The 18,333-nt window shown below is 54.9% G+C and carries 19 protein-coding genes; 3 read left to right on the top strand and 16 right to left on the bottom strand.

Annotated features, from left to right (window positions below; all coding sequences use genetic code 11):
- Positions 1-851: HD domain-containing protein (locus ABYP39_RS04185; RefSeq protein WP_372781271.1), on the bottom strand; the 851-nt coding region annotated here is incomplete at its 3' end.
- A 29-nt stretch (positions 852-880) separates the two neighbouring features.
- Complete coding sequence (gene cysM, locus ABYP39_RS04180) at positions 881-1,795, bottom strand: cysteine synthase CysM (RefSeq protein WP_372781269.1); 915 nt, start codon at positions 1,793-1,795, stop codon at positions 881-883.
- A gap of 152 nt (positions 1,796-1,947) precedes the next feature.
- Here cysM and ABYP39_RS04175 point away from each other — a divergent pair, with 152 nt between their 5' ends.
- Positions 1,948-4,617, top strand: coding sequence for an ATP-binding protein (locus ABYP39_RS04175; RefSeq protein ID WP_372781267.1), 2,670 nt, complete (start codon positions 1,948-1,950; stop codon positions 4,615-4,617).
- A gap of 10 nt (positions 4,618-4,627) precedes the next feature.
- Here ABYP39_RS04175 and recO read toward each other — a convergent pair whose 3' ends face one another.
- From recO to rpoE, 10 genes are all read right to left on the bottom strand, one after another.
- Positions 4,628-5,350 (bottom strand): DNA repair protein RecO, encoded by a 723-nt coding sequence (gene recO, locus ABYP39_RS04170; RefSeq protein WP_372781265.1) that lies wholly within the window; start codon positions 5,348-5,350, stop codon positions 4,628-4,630.
- Positions 5,351-5,355: 5 nt separating this feature from the next.
- Entirely contained in the window at positions 5,356-6,252 is an 897-nt protein-coding gene (gene era, locus ABYP39_RS04165) for a GTPase Era (protein WP_372747795.1), read from the bottom strand.
- Positions 6,249-6,926, bottom strand: a complete 678-nt coding sequence (rnc, locus tag ABYP39_RS04160; RefSeq protein WP_372781263.1) for a ribonuclease III — start codon at positions 6,924-6,926, stop codon at positions 6,249-6,251. Before rnc ends, era begins: the two co-directional genes overlap by 4 nt.
- Positions 6,926-7,303: a DUF4845 domain-containing protein gene (locus ABYP39_RS04155; RefSeq protein ID WP_372747793.1), complete on the bottom strand. Its 378-nt coding sequence runs from the start codon at positions 7,301-7,303 to the stop codon at positions 6,926-6,928. Before ABYP39_RS04155 ends, rnc begins: the two co-directional genes overlap by 1 nt.
- A 22-nt stretch (positions 7,304-7,325) precedes the next feature.
- Complete coding sequence (gene lepB, locus ABYP39_RS04150; protein ID WP_372747792.1) at positions 7,326-8,381, bottom strand: signal peptidase I; 1,056 nt, start codon at positions 8,379-8,381, stop codon at positions 7,326-7,328.
- Complete coding sequence (gene lepA, locus ABYP39_RS04145; RefSeq protein WP_372747791.1) at positions 8,381-10,180, bottom strand: translation elongation factor 4; 1,800 nt, start codon at positions 10,178-10,180, stop codon at positions 8,381-8,383. The genes lepB and lepA overlap by 1 nt, the downstream gene beginning before the upstream one ends.
- A 108-nt stretch (positions 10,181-10,288) precedes the next feature.
- Positions 10,289-10,762: a SoxR reducing system RseC family protein gene (locus tag ABYP39_RS04140; protein ID WP_372781273.1), complete on the bottom strand. Its 474-nt coding sequence runs from the start codon at positions 10,760-10,762 to the stop codon at positions 10,289-10,291.
- Positions 10,762-11,655 carry a MucB/RseB C-terminal domain-containing protein gene (locus ABYP39_RS04135; RefSeq protein WP_372747790.1) on the bottom strand — a complete coding sequence of 298 codons (894 nt, stop codon included), beginning with the start codon at positions 11,653-11,655 and terminating at the stop codon, positions 10,762-10,764. Before ABYP39_RS04135 ends, ABYP39_RS04140 begins: the two co-directional genes overlap by 1 nt.
- The gene (locus ABYP39_RS04130) at positions 11,656-12,240 is read right to left on the bottom strand and encodes a sigma-E factor negative regulatory protein (protein ID WP_372747789.1); all 585 of its coding nucleotides are present in this window, start codon (positions 12,238-12,240) and stop codon (positions 11,656-11,658) included. It lies immediately after the preceding gene.
- A complete protein-coding gene (gene rpoE / locus ABYP39_RS04125; protein WP_372747799.1) occupies positions 12,237-12,818 on the bottom strand; it encodes an RNA polymerase sigma factor RpoE in 582 nt (193 codons plus the stop codon). The genes ABYP39_RS04130 and rpoE overlap by 4 nt, the downstream gene beginning before the upstream one ends.
- 201 nt (positions 12,819-13,019) lie before the next feature.
- Here rpoE and nadB point away from each other — a divergent pair, with 201 nt between their 5' ends.
- Positions 13,020-14,609: an L-aspartate oxidase gene (gene nadB / locus ABYP39_RS04120; protein WP_372763767.1), complete on the top strand. Its 1,590-nt coding sequence runs from the start codon at positions 13,020-13,022 to the stop codon at positions 14,607-14,609.
- Here the strand turns inward: nadB and ABYP39_RS04115 are convergent.
- Both ABYP39_RS04115 and ABYP39_RS04110 read right to left on the bottom strand, forming a co-directional pair.
- A complete protein-coding gene (locus ABYP39_RS04115; protein ID WP_372781260.1) occupies positions 14,562-15,011 on the bottom strand; it encodes a protein YgfX in 450 nt (149 codons plus the stop codon). The genes nadB and ABYP39_RS04115 overlap by 48 nt on opposite strands.
- On the bottom strand, positions 14,974-15,234 hold the full coding sequence (locus ABYP39_RS04110; protein WP_372747786.1) for a succinate dehydrogenase assembly factor 2: 261 nt from the start codon (positions 15,232-15,234) through the stop codon (positions 14,974-14,976). Before ABYP39_RS04110 ends, ABYP39_RS04115 begins: the two co-directional genes overlap by 38 nt.
- Positions 15,235-15,327: 93 nt before the next feature.
- Between ABYP39_RS04110 and ABYP39_RS04105 the strand changes: the two genes are divergently transcribed.
- Positions 15,328-16,353, top strand: a complete 1,026-nt coding sequence (locus ABYP39_RS04105) for a folate-binding protein YgfZ (RefSeq protein ID WP_372781258.1) — start codon at positions 15,328-15,330, stop codon at positions 16,351-16,353.
- Between the two features lie 73 nt (positions 16,354-16,426).
- Here the strand turns inward: ABYP39_RS04105 and ung are convergent, their stop codons facing one another.
- Both ung and traF read right to left on the bottom strand, forming a co-directional pair.
- On the bottom strand, positions 16,427-17,131 hold the full coding sequence (gene ung / locus ABYP39_RS04100) for a uracil-DNA glycosylase (protein ID WP_372747784.1): 705 nt from the start codon (positions 17,129-17,131) through the stop codon (positions 16,427-16,429).
- Between the two features lie 50 nt (positions 17,132-17,181).
- Entirely contained in the window at positions 17,182-18,231 is a 1,050-nt protein-coding gene (gene traF, locus ABYP39_RS04095) for a conjugal transfer protein TraF (RefSeq protein ID WP_372781256.1), read from the bottom strand.
- Positions 18,232-18,333 lie beyond the last annotated feature (102 nt).

Below are 18,333 nucleotides of genomic sequence, written 5' to 3'. Positions count from 1 at the left end.
ACCTGGGAAAAACCAATACCTTTACGCTGCATTTTTCGCCAGATGCTGTATATATGCTTGGCCCGCCCGACAATTTCCGCAGTAACGCCCTCTTTGCCGACGGACTCACTGATCAGCGCAATCGCTTCTTCTATATAGCGTTGGCGATCCAGCCGCTTTTCATCAAGCAATTTGGCAATTTTCTTGTACGCCAAGGGCTGAAGATAGCGAAAGCTGAGATCTTCAAGCTCCCACTTGATATGACCGATACCCAAGCGATGTGCCAACGGCGCATAGATATCGAACACTTCGCGCGCCACCCGATAGCGTTTTTCGGGTTTGTTTTTGACTGCGCGGATGGCCGAGGTGCGCTCCGCGAGCTTAATCAACGCGACCCTGACATCATCGACCAAGGCCACCAGCATTTTGCGAATGGTTTCGCTCTGAGCTTCGGACTGCCCGAGGATCTGGGAATCATGCTGGGAAGCGTTCATCACGGTGATGGCAGCCATACGCTGCACACCGTCGATCAGCTTTTCCACCATGGCGCCGTAGCGCTTTGCAACTTCGTCTAGGGAGATACGCCCTTCGCGCACCGAACGGTAGAGGGCGGCCGCCACCAGCGCATCCTGATCAAGGTGTAAATCCGACAGGATTTCCACCATTTCCAGGCCAGTATAGAAGCTGGCCATTGGCATTGCGTTATTGTGCGACGCGCCCGTACGACGCGCGCAGTCTGCACTCAACTCACAAGCGCTGATCAAAACTTTGGCGTCTACATCCTGGGGATTGACCGGCAAGCGCTGATACCAAGCGAGCAGATCAACCTCGCCGTCGGCCTTGAGTGGATAGTCTTCGCGAACCTTAACCATTCCCTGTCCTCAGGCGCCCCGCGAAGCGCTTACTGACTCCCCTTGCCAAGCGCCGCATCAAACACCCCCGTAGAGAGGTAACGATCGCCTCGATCACATACGATAGCGACAATAACCGCATTGTTGACGGTTTCAGACACCTGCAGGGCGCCGGCGACTGCGCCGCCAGAGGATACACCACACAGTATCCCCTCTTCCGCCGCCATTCTGCGCATGGTGACTTCCGCTGTGCGTTGATCCATATCGATAATGCGATCCACACACTCGGGCTTGTAAATACTCGGCAGGTACTCCTTCGGCCAGCGCCGGATTCCCGGTATCGCTGAACAATCATCGGGTTGCAAGCCAATGATCTCCACCGCGGGGTTCTTCTCTTTAAGAAAGCGGGATACCCCCATAATTGTACCGGTTGTCCCCATAGAGCTGACAAAGTGTGTAATGCTGCCCTCGGTCTGCTTCCATATTTCGGGGCCCGTCCCGCTGTAATGTGCCTCAGGATTATCGGCGTTGCCAAACTGGTCAAGTACCTTGCCTTTACCTTCCGACTGCATTTTCAGTGCCAGATCACGCGCACCTTCCATGCCTTCCTCCTTGCTCACCTCCACCAACTCGGCACCATAGGCAGCCATAGCCAGCTTGCGTTCAAGGCTCATATGGCTGGGCATGATTAGCACCATCCGGTAGCCCTTAATTGCGGCAGCCATGGCCAGTGCGATACCGGTGTTGCCGCTAGTGGCTTCGATAAGGGTATCGCCGGGCTTAATCTCACCGCGCTGCTCAGCACGGTTAATCATGCTCAACGCTGGCCGGTCTTTCACTGATCCCGCCGGATTGTTACCTTCCAGCTTCACCAAAATCGTATTGGTGGTATTACCGGGCAGGCGCTGTAACCGTACCAGCGGAGTAGCGCCGACAAACTGTTCGATGGTGGGAAATTCAATCATGGGATAAACCAGCAATCCTCGTAGTTGGCCGGTATTATAGGTGGATTTCCGCGAAATAGTTGGGCATATTCACTGAAACCGGACGCGTCAATGCATTTCGCCGGGCAGAACAACTGCTTGTTAATTCTAACATTTCAAGGGCCTACTTGCTCATGCCCGTCATTCCCACGCCTAAGCTTGGGTTGCGTCAGCAAATCATGGTGCTGGCGATTTTACCATTTTTACTGGTGGTTAGCGCCACCGGGCTTTTCATGCTCTACAGCTACCATGTGGAAACACATGCGCTTGACGAACAGCACGTTAAACGCACCGCTCGCCTGATCGCCAACAGTGCAAGGACTGCCCTGCTCGATGGCCGTATCGCGTCACTCCAATCCCTGCTGGATACTAGCCTTGACCGCGAAATCTTAGGTGTCGCCATTCTAGCGCCTGATCTGAAACCTCGCATTACCAGCGGCGATTTCAAACCCACTGTGTTTAACAGTGACTCGATAGTATGGGAAAAAAGCCACGTTTCAGCTCGCTGGCCAATTTACCGGTACACCAACACCGCCGTACCAGCCGAGCGCGGCACAACAGACGCGTTAATCGGCTGGGTCGCCGTTACGGCAGCGCACACCAAAATCCTCAAGACCCGCTACCTCACCATTGCCTGGGGAGTGCTTTGGGCAATGCTATCCATCCTGTTAACCATTTATCTGGGCGGGCGGATAAATCGCATCTTACTAAGCCGGATACTGCAGTTGCGCGATATCCTCAGCACACTGGACAACCATCAATGGAACACGCGCCTGCCTGATTCCAAGTTCCCAGATTGGACGCTACTAAGCGAAACTATTAACAGCCTGGCCCAGCGAACCCAGCAATCGTTTCGCAAACTCCAGAATGAAGTTGAGCACAGCCATAGGGACCTGCAACGCACGCTTGAACACCTTGAAATCAGCAATATGGAACTGGAACTGGCACGCGTTGAGGCACTCAGCGCCAGCCAGTCAAAATCCGAGTTTCTGGCCAATACCAGTCACGAAGTGCGGACGCCGCTGTCCGGCATTTTGGGATTTTGCAATGTCCTGTTGGAAAATGAGCGTAATCCTCGCAGGCGCGAGTATCTCGAGAGCATTCGTACGTCGGCCGAGCACTTGCTGGGAGTATTGAACGACATTCTCGATCTTTCCAAGATCGAAGCCGGCAAATTTACACTGCGCACTAAACCCTTTGCTCTGCTGCCCGTCATTGAAGACAGCGCACGGCTATTTGCCCAGCAAGCCGCCGATAAGCATATTGCACTAGTTGTCGACGCCGCCCCTGATCTGCCATGCTCCGTCATCGGCGACCCTGCACGCCTAAAACAAATGCTAACCAACCTGATCAGTAATGCGGTCAAGTTTACCGACCGGGGTGAGGTCGTTATATCTGTTCACACCGAACCGCTAGACGGCGACACGGTCGAACTTCGAATGATTGTTCGCGATACCGGCATCGGCATCCGACCATCGCAGAAACAACAATTGTTTGAAGCCTTTCAGCAACTCGATGGCTCCGACACACGCGAACACGGTGGCACCGGCTTGGGGCTGGCTATTGTCAAACGCATTGCTGAATTGATGAATGGCCACATTGAACTTTTGGAATCGGGCCACAATGGTTCAGCCTTTGAGCTGCGGCTGCCGGTGACGCGATCTGATGAACAATCACCCCCTGCAAACAAGCTGCAACGCCGCGTGCTGATCTGGGAAGACAATCCTCGAGTTAAACTCGCCTTGCAACATCGTTTCGAGGCACTGCAAATTACCTTTATCGCCTATGATGACCTCAACGAGCTGATCGCAGCCAGCTCCAGAGACGATATCCTCTTGCTAGGATTCAGCAGCTACGCCGACTTTGCTGCGCACGAACGCAACATTCCACGTGCGCACATCCGTGTGATTTTGCTCCCCAGCCTGACTCAGGTGCTCTCGCGAGAGGACTACCTTTTTCTCCAGAAGCCGATTACCCAGCAATCACTAACCGATGCCTTATTTGGCTCTCCTCCAGAGCAGCGTTTACGCGCACCCGATGCCAACCAGGGCGGTCCTGCACAAATCCTCGCGGTAGACGACAATGCATCCAATCGACTGCTGATCAATGCGTTACTCGACGAACTGAAGCTACCAGCACGAATATGCGCAAACGGACATGACGCGGTGGCACTATGTGAGCAGCAACACTTTCCGTTGATCATACTCGATCTGCAGATGCCTGAGCTTGGCGGCGCGCAAACGGCAGAGAAAATTCGTGAAAATGCACTTAACGCACACAGTTATGTTGTCGCACTGACCGCCCACCTGACTGATGACCACAACGATTGCGCCCCTGACGTTTTTGACGAAATGCTTGAAAAGCCCCTCACCCTGGAAAGGCTCAGTGCACTCGCCAAGCGCTGCTTATCGCATGCGTCACTAAAACCCGTTGCCCTCGGTGAGAGTATCCAGCGAGCCGGCGGCAGGCATTGGCTGGCACTGGAAATGCTGGAGCGCTTTCTTGGCGAGCTCTCTGCCACTAAACGCCGTTGGCAAGAGGCTCTACAAAACCAGGGCCTCACAGCGCTGCGCCATGAAGCCCATCAACTCAGCGGAGCCTGTCGCTATGTGGGTGTACCGGCTCTGGAAAACGCGCTTGAGAGATTCAATGCCTCTAGCAATGTCGGTCAAGCGATGCGCGAGGGCGAACACGTTGTCAGAGAAATTGAACGCTTGCTTGATTGGAGTGACAACGTCGAATTGCCGCTCCTGTTCGAGGACAGTGAAAATTTAATGCCGCGACCCACTCCCAGCGAGGAATAACGGGCACTCACTAACGCGTGAATAGGGCTCGGCTTTTCAAAGGTGCGGCACCCACCAACGGCACTAGGGCTTGCCGGCAGATGCGTTTCAGGTCACGCAGCTTGGACTGATCCAGTGTGGCAGATTGTTCCAATGCCTGCGCCAGCGCCAACAGATCCGCCCCCAGATAACCCTGATCCGCGGCTGGCACCTGATAAAAGCCGCCGTCATTACTCAGCTTATAGCGGGCTTGCGCGGCAATAGGCGCCCCACTGGCCGTGTCGTGATAGAAATCCAGCCCGTACCCCAGCTCTGCCAACAGCTGCAGCTCGTAGCGCCGTAGAATAACCTGCAGAGCCTCATTGTCCTTCGCCGAACAATCCGCCATGGTCTTCAATGCTGTCTCATAGCCAGACCAAAGCAGCGGGTGCGCATCGAGCCGATGCAGGGCTCGCAATGTAATTTCATTGACATAGAGGGCACAGAACAGTGAATTGCCAGCTAACCGCAATGGTTGCCGGGATTCGACGTCTACCAGTGTTTTCAGCTCACCGTGACCGCGCCAGCGTATTTCCAGCAACTGAAAGGGCTGCAATGCTGCCGCCAGCTCGCGTGCACGTTTGCCGCTGCCCTTAACGCCACGCGCAACCGCCGCGAGACGGCCGTGTTCGCGACTAAAACATTCTATAATCAGCTGAGTATCCCGATAGGGACGCGCGTGGAGCAGGTAAGCGGGCTCGAAATCGCTTTCCATAATAGCTAATCGTTGTCGTTGTATCCCAAACTACGCAGCGCACGCTCGTCGTCGGACCAGCCGGATTTGATCTTCACCCACAGGTTCAGCATCACCTTGCCGTCGATAAGTTTTTCTATATCGCGCCGAGCTTCGGTTCCAATCGACTTCAGGCGCGAGCCACCTTTACCGATCAGTATTTTTTTCTGCCCGTCACGCTCGACATAAATCGCCGCGCTAATATGGGTTATCTGCGCTTCCTGCTTGAATTCTTCAATTTCAACCGTCATGGCATAGGGCAGCTCGTCGCCCAGCTGCCGAGTGATTTTTTCGCGAACAATTTCGGCCGCCAAAAACCGAACACTGCGGTCGGTGATCTGATCTTCTTCAAAGAAATGGGGGCCCTGGGGCAAATACGCATCAAGTGATTGCTCAAGTGCATCGAGATTATCTGCTCGCAGGGCAGACACCGGAATCAGCTGCGCATACTCATGATCTTCGGCTCGCTCGGCAATAAAGGGGAGCAATTCTTCCTTGTCATCGAGCTTATCTACTTTGTTGATCACCAACACCACCGGCACTTGCCGGTCGCGCAGCTGTTCAAGCACCCAGCGGTCTTCCTCAGTCCAACGTCCCGCCTCAATAACAAACACCACCACGTCTACATCACGCAAGCTGCTGGTTGCCTCGCGGTTCATAAAGCGGTTGATCGCACGGCTCTGGCCGCGGTGGAGCCCCGGCGTATCCACATAGATTGCCTGCACAGTATCACGGGTCTTGATACCCAATACACGATGTCGGGTGGTCTGGGGTTTGCGGGAAGTGATACTGATCTTCTGACCTAGTATGTGATTGAGCAAGGTGGATTTGCCCACATTGGGACGGCCAACAATAGCAATGTAGCCGCAGCGGGATTCTGTCATGATTCGCCCTGTAAAATATCCAGCATCTGCTGGGCCGCAGCCTGTTCGGCTTTTTTGCGGCTGGTTGCACTCGCGGTAACAGATTTGCCGCCCAACTGTGTGCGGCAACGTACTTCAAATACTTGATTGTGTGGCTGACCGGCCTGGTCGACCAATTCATAGTCTGGCAATGCCACGCCTTTTGACTGCAGAAATTCCTGTAACCGGGTTTTGGGGTCTTTCAATGCTTCACCGGGCGCTATCTGTTCTATACGCTCAGCGAACCAGCGCCTGACACATTGGCGAACCTCGTCAAAACCCGCCTCGGTATAGATCGCACCTATTAGTGCTTCAACCACGTCGGCCAGAATGGAATCCCTGCGATGCCCACCACTTTTCAGCTCACCGCTACCCAGCAGGATGTAATCACCCAGTAATAGCTCTCGTGCCAGTTTCGCTAAGGTAACCCCTTTAACCAGGGTCGAGCGCATACGACTCAGTTCGCCCTCTCGAGCGGCGGGAAATCGCTCACTGAGGTATTCTGCGATAACCAGGCTCAGTACCGCATCACCCAGAAATTCAAGCCGTTCATTGTTGTCCTTACCGGCAGAGCGATGACGCAAGGCCCGCTCCAGCATAACCTCATCAACAAACTGGTAGCCCAGACGCTCTTGCAATGCGGCGTAGGAAGGCATCAGCTACGCGGGATTTCAAACAGCAGATTGTCGAATTTCACAACCGCATCAATATTGTAGAGCAGCGGTACGCGCACTTCATAACGCGCGTCCATAATGATCACATTGCGCTCGGAGGTAAATTTAATGTCACGCAGTTGGATGGTTTCCACGCGGTTGGTGATAAACGCGCCCTGCATTGACTTACGGATCTCCGATGCAGTCATACCCCTTCGATCCGGGTCTTCGGCTGCATTTTTCACTATCTGCCGGATCGTGATGTGATCCAGATAGATCGGCGCCAGTCGGAACGTGCACAACCCCAGCAGGGCTGCCACAGAAATGATCACGGCTAACGGTATCAGGCCCATGCCTGTCTGTTTGGATCGAAGTTGCATACCCGCCTCCTGCATTTATTATCTAGCGAATGGTTCCCACCCGATCGAAGCTTGGCAGTTCGCTTACTGAGCGCCAGTGCATCCAAATCGCAAAGGCCTTGCCAACAATATTGGACTCCGGTACCTGCCCCCAAATGCGACTGTCGCTACTGTTATCACGGTTATCACCCATCATGAAATAGTGCCCGGGGCGCACCACTTCGCGAAAATCGCCACGATCGACGCGCAACTCATGATGTATCAAATGCTCGCGCCCTGCCAAATCTTCAGAGATGACTTCATAACGGGGGTTCAGCGGTGGTACTTCTGCCAGTAATGTCTGCGCCATAGGCTTACCATTAATAAAGAGTGCCTTGTCTTTATACACGATCTCATCGCCGGGCAAACCCACCACACGCTTAATGAAATAGCGACTGTCGTGGGGCGGGAAAAACACCATCACATCGCCACGCTCAGGCTCACCCACCTCCAGAATTTTGGTGCCGGCCACGGGCAGACGCAAACCATAACTGAACTTGTTTACCAGAATGTAATCACCCACTTCCAGGCTTGGAACCATAGACGCCGATGGAATCTGAAACGGTTCTGCAACAAAAGAACGCAGTACCAGCACGACCAGCAACACCGGGAAAAAGGATTTGGCATTTTCGGCAATGGGCAATTGCTCAGAAAGCTGCGCTTTCAGGTTTTCATAGTCGGCCTTCACGGTATATTTGAGGTAGACCGCTATATTCCCTTCCGTTATCAAGTAGGTTCGGCGACGCGCAAAAAACAAACGATCCAGCAGCGCGATGAGGCCGGCCAGCGCAGTAATCACCACCAGCACCAACGCAAAATCTCCGTCTTTCACCAGCACTACACTGGCAAACCAGGCCATCCAGGCAAGGTTTATGAACATGGTGGTCGAGTTCCACCAGCCCGGCATCGCCTGCGTAAGCAGAGATTCGCCATTGTTTTCTTTTTTGTGGTCTGCACACCAGGAAAGCGCGTCATTTAACTGCCGACGTCCGCGGACTTCCTGTACCGTCCAGACAATCAGGGTTAGCGCACTAACCACCAGCAACAGATTGTTAACCATTAGCTATCGACCTTAAGTACTGCGAGGAACGCTGACTGGGGTATTTCCACTTTCCCCACCATTTTCATGCGCTTCTTACCCGCTTTCTGCTTTTCCAACAGTTTTCGTTTACGTGAGACATCACCACCATAGCATTTTGCTGTGACGTTTTTGCGCAATGCTTTGACGGTTTGCCGCGCAATGACATGACCGCCTATTGCCGCCTGAATCGCCACATCAAACATTTGCCGGGGGATCAGCTCTTTCATTTTTTCTACCAGCGCACGACCGCGACTGGCGGCAAAATCCTTGTGTACGATCATGGCCAGAGCGTCAACACGCTCTCCATTGATCAAAACATCAAGTTTTACCAGATTGGCTTCCTGAAAGCGCTCAAAACTGTAATCCAATGACGCAAAGCCTCGGCTCACTGACTTTAGGCGGTCAAACAGATCCAGCACTACCTCACTCATCGGGATTTCATACGTGAGTGATACCTGCTGCCCAAGAAACTGCATATCTTTCTGAACACCGCGCTTTTCAACACACAGGGAAATCACATTGCCGACAAATTCCTGCGGCACCAGAATATTGGCACGCGCTATGGGCTCTCGCATTTCTTCCAACTCGCCAGGATCTGGCAGGGCCGAAGGGTTATCGACCTGTACAACTTCTCCTCGCTTGGTTTTTACCTCGTAAATAACCGTGGGCGCGGTGGTGATCAGATCCAGGTCGTACTCCCGCTCCAGCCGCTCCTGAATGATCTCCATATGCAGCGTGCCGAGGAAACCACAGCGAAAGCCGAAACCCAACGCATCGGACGTTTCCGGCTCGTAAAACAGGGAGGCATCGTTCAATGTAAGCTTGGCCAATGCCTCGCGGAAATCTTCGTAGTCGTCTGTAGATACCGTGAACATACCGGCATATACCTGCGGCTTTATCTTTTTAAATCCCGGCAACGCTGCAACGCTGCTGGTTGATGCGTGGGTAAAGGTGTCGCCGACCGGCGCACCGTGGATATCCTTGATACCCGCCACCACAAAGCCCACTTCGCCTGCACGCAGCTGCCCTGTTGACGTCAGTTTTGGGGTGAATATACCGACGTTATCGACACCGTGTGCTTTACCAATAGTCTTGGCAATGACCTTGTCACCTTTTTTGATGACGCCATTCTTGACCCGCACCAGCGACACAACACCCAGATAATTATCAAACCAGGAGTCAATAATCAGCGCCTGCAATTCACCGTCAGGATCGCCGACAGGAGGTGGGATCTTGGCGATTATCTGCTCCAGAATATCGTCGATACCCAGGCCTGATTTGGCACTCGCCGCGACAGCATCCGTGGCATCCAGGCCAATAATTTCCTCTATCTCTCGCTTTACCCGCTCTGGATCAGCCTGCGGCAGGTCCATCTTATTGAGGACGGGAATAACCTCAAGATCCTGTTCTATGGCGGTATAGCAGTTGGCAACGGACTGCGCCTCAACCCCTTGAGCTGCATCGACCACCAGCAACGCCCCTTCACAGGCCGCCAGCGAGCGAGACACCTCGTAGGTGAAATCTACGTGTCCCGGAGTATCGATAAAATTGAGCTCGTAGGTTTCCCCATCCTTGGCTGTATAGTTCAGGGTGACGCTCTGCGCCTTGATCGTAATGCCGCGTTCGCGCTCGATATCCATCGAATCGAGCACCTGCTCAGCCATTTCACGCTCGGTAAGACCGCCACACACTTGAATAAAGCGGTCGGCAATCGTCGATTTGCCGTGGTCAATATGGGCAATAATGGAAAAATTTCGAATATGTTTAAGACTGCTCACACAATTCCCAGGGCCGGTTAGGGTTCACAAAGGCCGGCAACGACACCGGCGGGGCTCAAAGCCGGCGATTGTAGCGCATTCAGGCACTTCACCGCCACGCAGCAGCGGTTAGAGGGACAAACTCTGTGGTTGACTTCTCGATGGGCGGGAGTGGGATACAAGTTGCGGCTGCAGTTCGGGGCGATTTCGCGTGAACAATGCATGGACACGCACCAGACCAAACCCGGCGACAAAGCCCGTCAGGGCACCCAGCGCCGCCAGCTTATCGCTAGCGGTCAATTCGTGTATCAGCCCCATCCCCAGAAGCATCATCAATAGTGGGGTCAGGTACACAATTGCTGCACCTTTGAGGAGCACATTTTCCGGCACAGAGAATTGCACTTCGTCATCAAGGGCAAAATCACTTGCAGGCGTATCACCGAGCAACACCCGCAAATGGTTGCGCTTGCCGTCGCCCAGCTTGTTCAGCAGCCCCTGACCGCAGCCTTTCTGGGCGGCACAAGTGCCACAGGTAGAACGCTGTATGGTTTCCACCCACAGTGCATCGGGTTCGATGGCGACAACGCGCCCACTCTCCTGCATCACGGACTTATCACCAGCGATTTGGCCACCTGCTCGGCGGTGAGCAACGGCACCTCACCGATTACGGTTGCCACAAAGTCGGCATCGGGCAACGGGTAAGTGTAGGACACAGTGGCGCCGCTGCGCATGGCGGCTGCCAGCGGTGAATCATCAAACTGACTGACAGGCTCCAAGAACACAGAAAACGTGCTGATTCCGTCGGTAAAGCTCAGTGCATCATTAGCACCTTCGCCAGGTTCTGCCAGGGTAAAGCCGTCTGGTATCCAGCCCGGTTTCCAGGGCATTTTAGCCAGCAATAGCGCGCGATCCGCCGCCGAGGCAGGCTCGCGATGGCTGACTTCCCGCGCCTGGGAATCAATCAACTGCCCCTGCTCGGTAGTATCAAACATCATGAACTGAAAACGCTCCAACACCCTATCCTGCTGATCCAGCGTTTCGGTTTTCAGAGGAACCCCTGTCACCAAATCCAGCGACAAGCGGTAGCCCAGCCGAAAAACATCGCGCGGTACGACATTGACCGTGACCACTTCCCGGCCAGCCACCCAGCCGTTGTCCCCCATCGTCAGGTCATAATGCCGACTCAGGGTAGGCTCGCTGCCACGCAACAGGCGCTCGGCGGGATGTACACAGTGTATGCTGTGACCTTTGCGCACCAGCTGTTTATCGGCCGTATCAAGCGGTTGAAGCAGCTCAAACTCACGCCCGTCGTGTACTTGATGAATAACTTTATAGGACGTCAGCCTATCTTCAACCTGATGGCTGACAATACCCTGATAGCTGACTTCGCGGTGGCCATGGGACATGCGTTCCAGCCACTCCCGGGGCTGATCCGCCCAGGCTGCCCCCGCCAGAAATAACAGCCAAACGGCATGAGCAGACGTCTTTCTCAGCACTTATTCAACCTCATGGCTCACCAGTCGCGCATAAGTCACCATTCCTTGGCCGTTGTTCAGCGCCGCGCGCTCAGTATGCTGCTGCAGGAATTTTTCAAAGCGCTCGCGCGAGCGTTTGTCGTCAACCTGTTGATAACGCGGGATCGAGCCCGTTGTGGCACTGGCAGTGACAGCGCCTACCGACGACTGCGGCGACGCAAGATACACCCGCCCACTTTCCTGTCCGGTGGCAGGCGCGCCGTTTTCGGCAAGGGTGGGCACCGCCGACTGATTGGCGCCCCCCAGCCCAAACACAACCAAAGCCGCAACGCTGGCGGCCACCGCCAAACCGGCCAGCGGCTTGCGCCACTCCAGTGTACGACGTGCGCTGTGTGGCACTTCCTGAGCTATCGCCGAGCGCACTCGGGCACTCACATCCAACCCGGGGAAATCCGGGTCGCCCCGAAGAATATTGCGCTGCCGCTGTATACGCCCCCAGTAGGCTTCAGTTTCTGAATTGCCATCGCGCAGTACGCGCCGCAATTCCAACTCCGAAGCCTCGCCATCCATCAACGCGGAGAGGGATTCCCGAAGTTCATCGCTCATGCCGTTACCTCACTGCCGCCCATCTGGGCTTTCACTTTCTCGTCCACCGCTTCCCGAGCCCGAAAGATTCGCGAACGAACCGTTCCGACCGGACAATCCATCACATCGGCAATGTCTTCATAGCTCAGACCGTCAAATTCGCGCAGGGTCAGGGCCGTGCGCAGATCCTCTGGCAGCGCCTGTATTGCCGCATTGACAACCCCTTTTAGCTCGTTGCCGAACAGAACATTTTCAGGGTTGTCAGTATCGCGCAGGCCGTCGGCACCGTCATAGAATTCGGCATCCGCTACGTCCACATCAATACTGGGAGGTCGCCGGTTTCGGCTGACCAGATAATTCTTGGCGGTGTTGATCGCAATACGATACAGCCATGTATAAAACGCGCTGTCACCGCGAAACTTGGGCAGGGCCCGGTAAGCCTTGATAAAGGCTTCCTGGGCAACATCCTGAATTTCATCACTGTCTTTGACATAGCGCGAGATCAGGCCAAATATTTTGTGCTGGTATTTAAGCACCAGTAAATCATAGGCGCGCTGGTCGCCGCGCTGCACGCGCTCCACCAGCTGCTTGTCGCTCATTTCAGCACGATCCACAATCACGCCGCTCCTGATTGTCAGATCCTGCGTTACCCAGATAGACCACGTGTAACCCCATTAGTTCTGGTACCGGCCAGTTTTTTCTGAATTCTCTGTCATTGGCCGAATTAGACAATGCCAGTATACTCTGCCGGCCGGCAAATCGCCGCAAATGGTATCGGTGCAGATCACCCAAGGCAATCCATGACTTCCAGCTATACCCACGACGTTCTTGTGATCGGCAGCGGCGCCGCCGGCCTGACACTCGCCCTGCGACTGGCTGAGAAAGCCCGGATCGCGGTTATTTGCAAAGGCGAGCTCAATCAGGGATCAACCTATTACGCCCAGGGCGGCATTGCCGCGGTGCTCGACGAGCAAGACACTGTAGACGACCACGTCACCGACACACTGGCCGCAGGTGCCCAGCTGTGTCACGACGATACTGTTCGTTTTACGGTCGCCAATAGCCGGGAAAGCATCGAATGGCTGGTGTCTCAGGGGGTGGAGTTCAGCCGCTATCCAGACGAAGAAGGCTTTCACCTGACCCGCGAAGGCGGTCACAGCCACCGCCGCATTATTCATGCCGCCGATGCCACTGGTCGCGCCGTCTCTGAAGCGCTGACCAACCAAGCCCTGAAACGAGACTCCATCGAAATATTCCAGCAGCATGTGGCGGTTGACCTGGTAGTACGTGGTGGCCGTTGCCATGGGGCCTATGTATTGGATCGCAAAGCTGGCCACGTACGATTGTTCAGGGCCAAGTTTGTGGTGCTGGCCTCGGGCGGCGCCAGCAAAGCCTATTTGTATACGAGCAATCCCGATGGTGCCTCCGGCGATGGCATTGCCATGGCCTGGCGCGCCGGTTGCCGGGTAGCCAACATGGAATTCAACCAGTTCCACCCAACCTGCCTCTATCACCCGCAAGCCAAATCCTTTCTGGTAACGGAGGCCATTCGCGGAGAAGGAGGCAGGCTACTCTCCTCCACCGGCGAACGCTTTATGCAACGCTATGACGAGCGCGGCGAGTTAGCGCCCCGTGATATTGTGGCCCGGGCCATTGACCATGAAATGAAGCGACTCGGCTCCGATTGCGTCTACCTGGATATCAGCCACAAGTCCGCAGATTTTCTGCTACACCATTTCCCCACCGTCAAAGCCCGCTGCCTTGAACTGGGCATCGACATCACCCGCGAGCCTATTCCCGTGGTACCCGCAGCGCACTACACCTGCGGCGGCGTCATGGTTGACCACCGGGGAAAAACAGACCTAGACGGCCTGTTTGCCATTGGCGAAACATCTTTTACCGGCCTGCATGGCGCTAACCGGATGGCCAGCAACTCGCTGCTCGAATGTATTGTGTTTGGCCGCTCCGCCGCTGACGCCATTGCTGAGCGCATCGCAGAGCCACAGGCAGAATTGCGCATTCCCGACTGGGACGAAAGCCAGGTAACCGATTCCGATGAAGACGTGGTGATATCCCACAACTGGGACGAATTGCGCCGATTTATGTGGGATTATGTGGGTATTGTGCGCACCAACAAGCGCCTGCAGCGCGCCCTTCACCGGGTGGAACTGTTACAACAGGAAATTCGCGAGTATTACAGCAACTACAAGGTCAGCAATGACCTGATCGAATTGCGCAATCTGGCCATGGTGGCCGAGCTGATAATCCGCTCGGCCATGCAACGAAAAGAAAGTCGCGGACTGCACTACACCCTAGACTACCCAGAAACATTACCCGAAGCGTTAGACACGATCCTCGACCCCAGACACCGTGGTGGCGACAAAACCTGACCAGAGCTGCAGCCGCCGGAAATCATCGGCGCTGCAGCTATCCCTGAGAAACAGTAACGATTGCCGCTGACCATCAAGGTCGATACTCAGTCCCAGCACCCACGGCAGACGCCAGCGCGCCCGTAAGTGCCCCACCAACACACCTCTGCGGTATTCTAGATGCCAGCGGCCGTGATGGTACGTTATCGCAAACAGTCGACAGGAATCGGCTACTAGACGATAGACCTGATAGAAAACGCTGAACAGAACGAGCAGTGCACTTGCCCAGGCTATAGCGACCGGTAACCCTGCCATGAGTATGGCAACAGCCACCGCAACGTGCTGCAGCACCAGAAACACCAGAAGAAGGCGAGAGGGCCGAAGCTCAACCCTTAGCGCGCCGGGCGTACGCCTTGATGTCATTCACTATCCCTAGAAGGTTTTCTTCCGCTGGGCTCTCCGTGCCCAGCAACCACTGAAAAATCTGGGTGTCTTCGCACTCCATAAGCTCAACATAATGCCGCTGTTTTTCGGGCCCAAGCTCACGAAAACAGTTTTCCATAAAAGGAACCAACATTAGATCGAGCTCCAGCATACCCCGCCGACTGGCCCAGTAAATTCGCTTGATCTCGTTTTCTGAGTACATTAAGTTGCCTGCTGCCGCCCGTTAAGCGGCGCATTATAGCGATACCGGCCAGCCGGCGCATGGCCTTCTTACTCACCACGTCAGGAGTGATCGGTGACTACAACCCCATTTACACATCAACTCGAAGCAGATAACGCCATTTTGTCCGGTGAACACTGCACGTTTGCCGCCACTGACACGGTTGATGGTGAGAACTGGCTGGTTCCACTGACTCAATACGGCTTCGTCCGCGCGCAAGGTCCCGACGGCCAAACCTTTTTTCAAGGCCAAACCACCGCGGATTTTCGGCAGGTAACTATGTCGCAGGCCCGCAACGGTGCGTACTGCACCCCCAAAGGACGGATGCTGGCCAGCTTTACCGCGGCACGGCTGGCCAGCGACACCCTGTTACTGAAACTGCGCCGCGACTGCACTGACGATACCCTCAAGGTGCTGGGTAAGTACGCGGTTTTCTCCAAGGTAGAACTCTGCGATGCCAGCAGCGACTACGTCGGTATTGGGGTTGCCGGTCCCTCAGCGGCCGAATTACTGGGTCAGCATTATTCTCAGCTTCCGCAAGCACCTTTGGACACAATCGTTTGCGGTACTGATCTGGTGCTGTATCGCGCTCCTCTACGCTACGAGCTGTGGTTGACGCAAGATCGCGCAGCCGAACTCTGGCCCCGACTGCGTGAGCGTGCACAGCCCGTCGGTTCAGAATTGTGGGATGCACTCGACATCGAAGCAGGCGAGGTCTCCGTTTGCGCTGCCACGCGCGACGCGTTTCTGCCGCAACTAATGAATTACGATCTCAACGGAGCAGTAAGTTTTAAAAAGGGCTGTTATACCGGGCAGGAAGTTGTCGCCCGCCTGCATTTTAAGGGCGTGCCGAAACGCCGCCTGTATCTGGCCGAATTAGATGGCGCTGGCGCCGCAGGAGACGACATCTTTGACGCTGAAAAGCCCGTTGGCACTGTCGCCAGCTGTGTCAGCGACGGCAGCGCCGCCATTGTACTGGCAACCAGTGCCGCACTATCGACTGATCTGAAACTGAAAAACGGTACCCGCGTTACGCAGGTAGCACCCCCTCCCTATGGACTCCCCGATGGTCTGGGCAGCGACCTCACGGAGACTGACTAAACCCCGCCTGTAGTTAGCGTAGGCTTGCGTTTTAATCCACGTCTACGCTCTATCAACCCACCCTATCAACACGCTATGCCGACACCGCTAACGGCAGTTCCCAATTAATTGGCTGAGCGCCACGCGAAACGAGATAGTCGTTAGTCTGCGAGAAATGTCGACACCCCAGAAAGCCCCGGTGCGCGCTCAAGGGCGACGGATGGGGTGCCTTCAGGACGCAATGACGACTGGCATCCACCAACTGGCCTTTTTTCTGGGCATAAGCACCCCACAGCAGAAATACCACATCTTCTAGTTCCCGATTGATACACTCTATCACCGCGTCAGTAAATCGCTCCCAACCCTTACCCTGATGCGCCCCTGCCTGCCCCTGCTCTACCGTAAGGACGCTGTTCAACAACAGCACACCCTGCTCTGCCCAACTGGTCAGGCAGCCGTGGGGGGGTGGCACGACACCCAGGTCACTCTTCAATTCTTTATAGATGTTCACCAGTGATGGTGGCGGCGCGACAGGAGGTTTTACCGAGAAACACAAGCCGTGCGCCTGCCCCGGCCCATGGTAGGGATCCTGCCCCAGGATCACGACCTTAACCTGAGTCAGTGGGGTGCTGTCCAGGGCATTGAACCACTCAGCCGGCCTGGGATAAATGGTTGCACCGGCTGCGATACGCTCACTGAGAAAGCCTCGCAAATTGTGCATATAATCCTGCTGAAACTCGGCATCGAGTGCTTTTAGCCAGGAAGGGTGTAATTTTATCGATTTGTCCTGAGGGGACACGGGGAATCTCCTACTGATTTTGCGCGCCAAGGATAGCAAGAGAGCGTCTGTTAAAACAAAGGCAACTGAATGCGAAACGCACCGCCGAACTCATGGCGGCTAGCGGCAGTAGCGCTTACTCCGAGATAGAAACTGTCTGGCAGCCGATATGACAACGACAGGCTGAAGGCATCGTCGTCACGACCTTTGGCTACATACTGATAACCGGCGCCGATTACGAAACGCTTTCCCAGCGGCATATCAAACTTCAGGGCCGTTTCACGGCGCTCACTCACCTGACCAAAAGCCGGCTGACTGTTAAGATCCTGATAGAGATTGGCGCTGCCCCACATCAACTGGTAGCCAATTTGCACAGTGGCTTGCGGACGTATGCGATACGCAGTGCTTTGCAATCCTCTGAGTGTATCCGGCACAAGATTTTCAATCGCCAAACCCAGTCGCCAGTCACCCACGTCGGTAACACTCGCCACTGACAGGTTCGGCCGGGAAAAACGACGGCTATAATCACCGAGCTTGAACAGATCACTTTCGCGATAATCCTGAATAGGTACATCGCGTTCGTACAAGGAATACTCCTGGTGCTTAACGCTCAATGTGATGCGAGTGGCAGGCAGCGCAATTTCATCCATTCGCCGATGCAGCGCCACCTCCGCAACGCCATAGCCCGACACCCGAACCCTCGACTCCAGCTTCGCTAGTTCTATAAAAGCAACTACCGGCGCCAAACGCAGTTTCGGCTCGTCAGACGCCACATACTCAAAGGTTCCCGCAAAGCGGGTTCTCGCAGCAGCGGTAAGGGTATAGCGGTTATCCTGCCAGGGTGTTGCCAACACCAACCCAATACCGGCCTGCGCCGTTGTCGCTTTGCCGTCCATTCCTCTGAGCAGGTCAATAAGCTCAGATTCATCACCGGGGAAGTATTCCAACCTGCGCACACTAGATTCCAGAGCAACCGCAGCATTACGGGCGTCCAGTAGATCATCCAGCAAACGATCCCGGTTATTGAGATAGCTAAAACCGCTGACGTGCACCACCGTTTCTGCAGTCGGCATTCGCATCGAAGGGTTACTCAGCACCGGCTGCAGGTCTATCGAACCCAAGGGGTTTTCATGAGCGCAGACCGTGCTTACAACAAGAGAAAAAATGCTGAAGAAAAAAAGGGCCGGTCGAAACGACAGGCCAAGGGAGGGAGCAAATCTTGT

It is taken from the genome of Litorivivens sp. (genome assembly GCF_041625495.1).
GTDB lineage: Bacteria > Pseudomonadota > Gammaproteobacteria > Pseudomonadales > Spongiibacteraceae > Litorivivens.
This window is presented reverse-complemented; position numbering and strand designations above follow the sequence as displayed.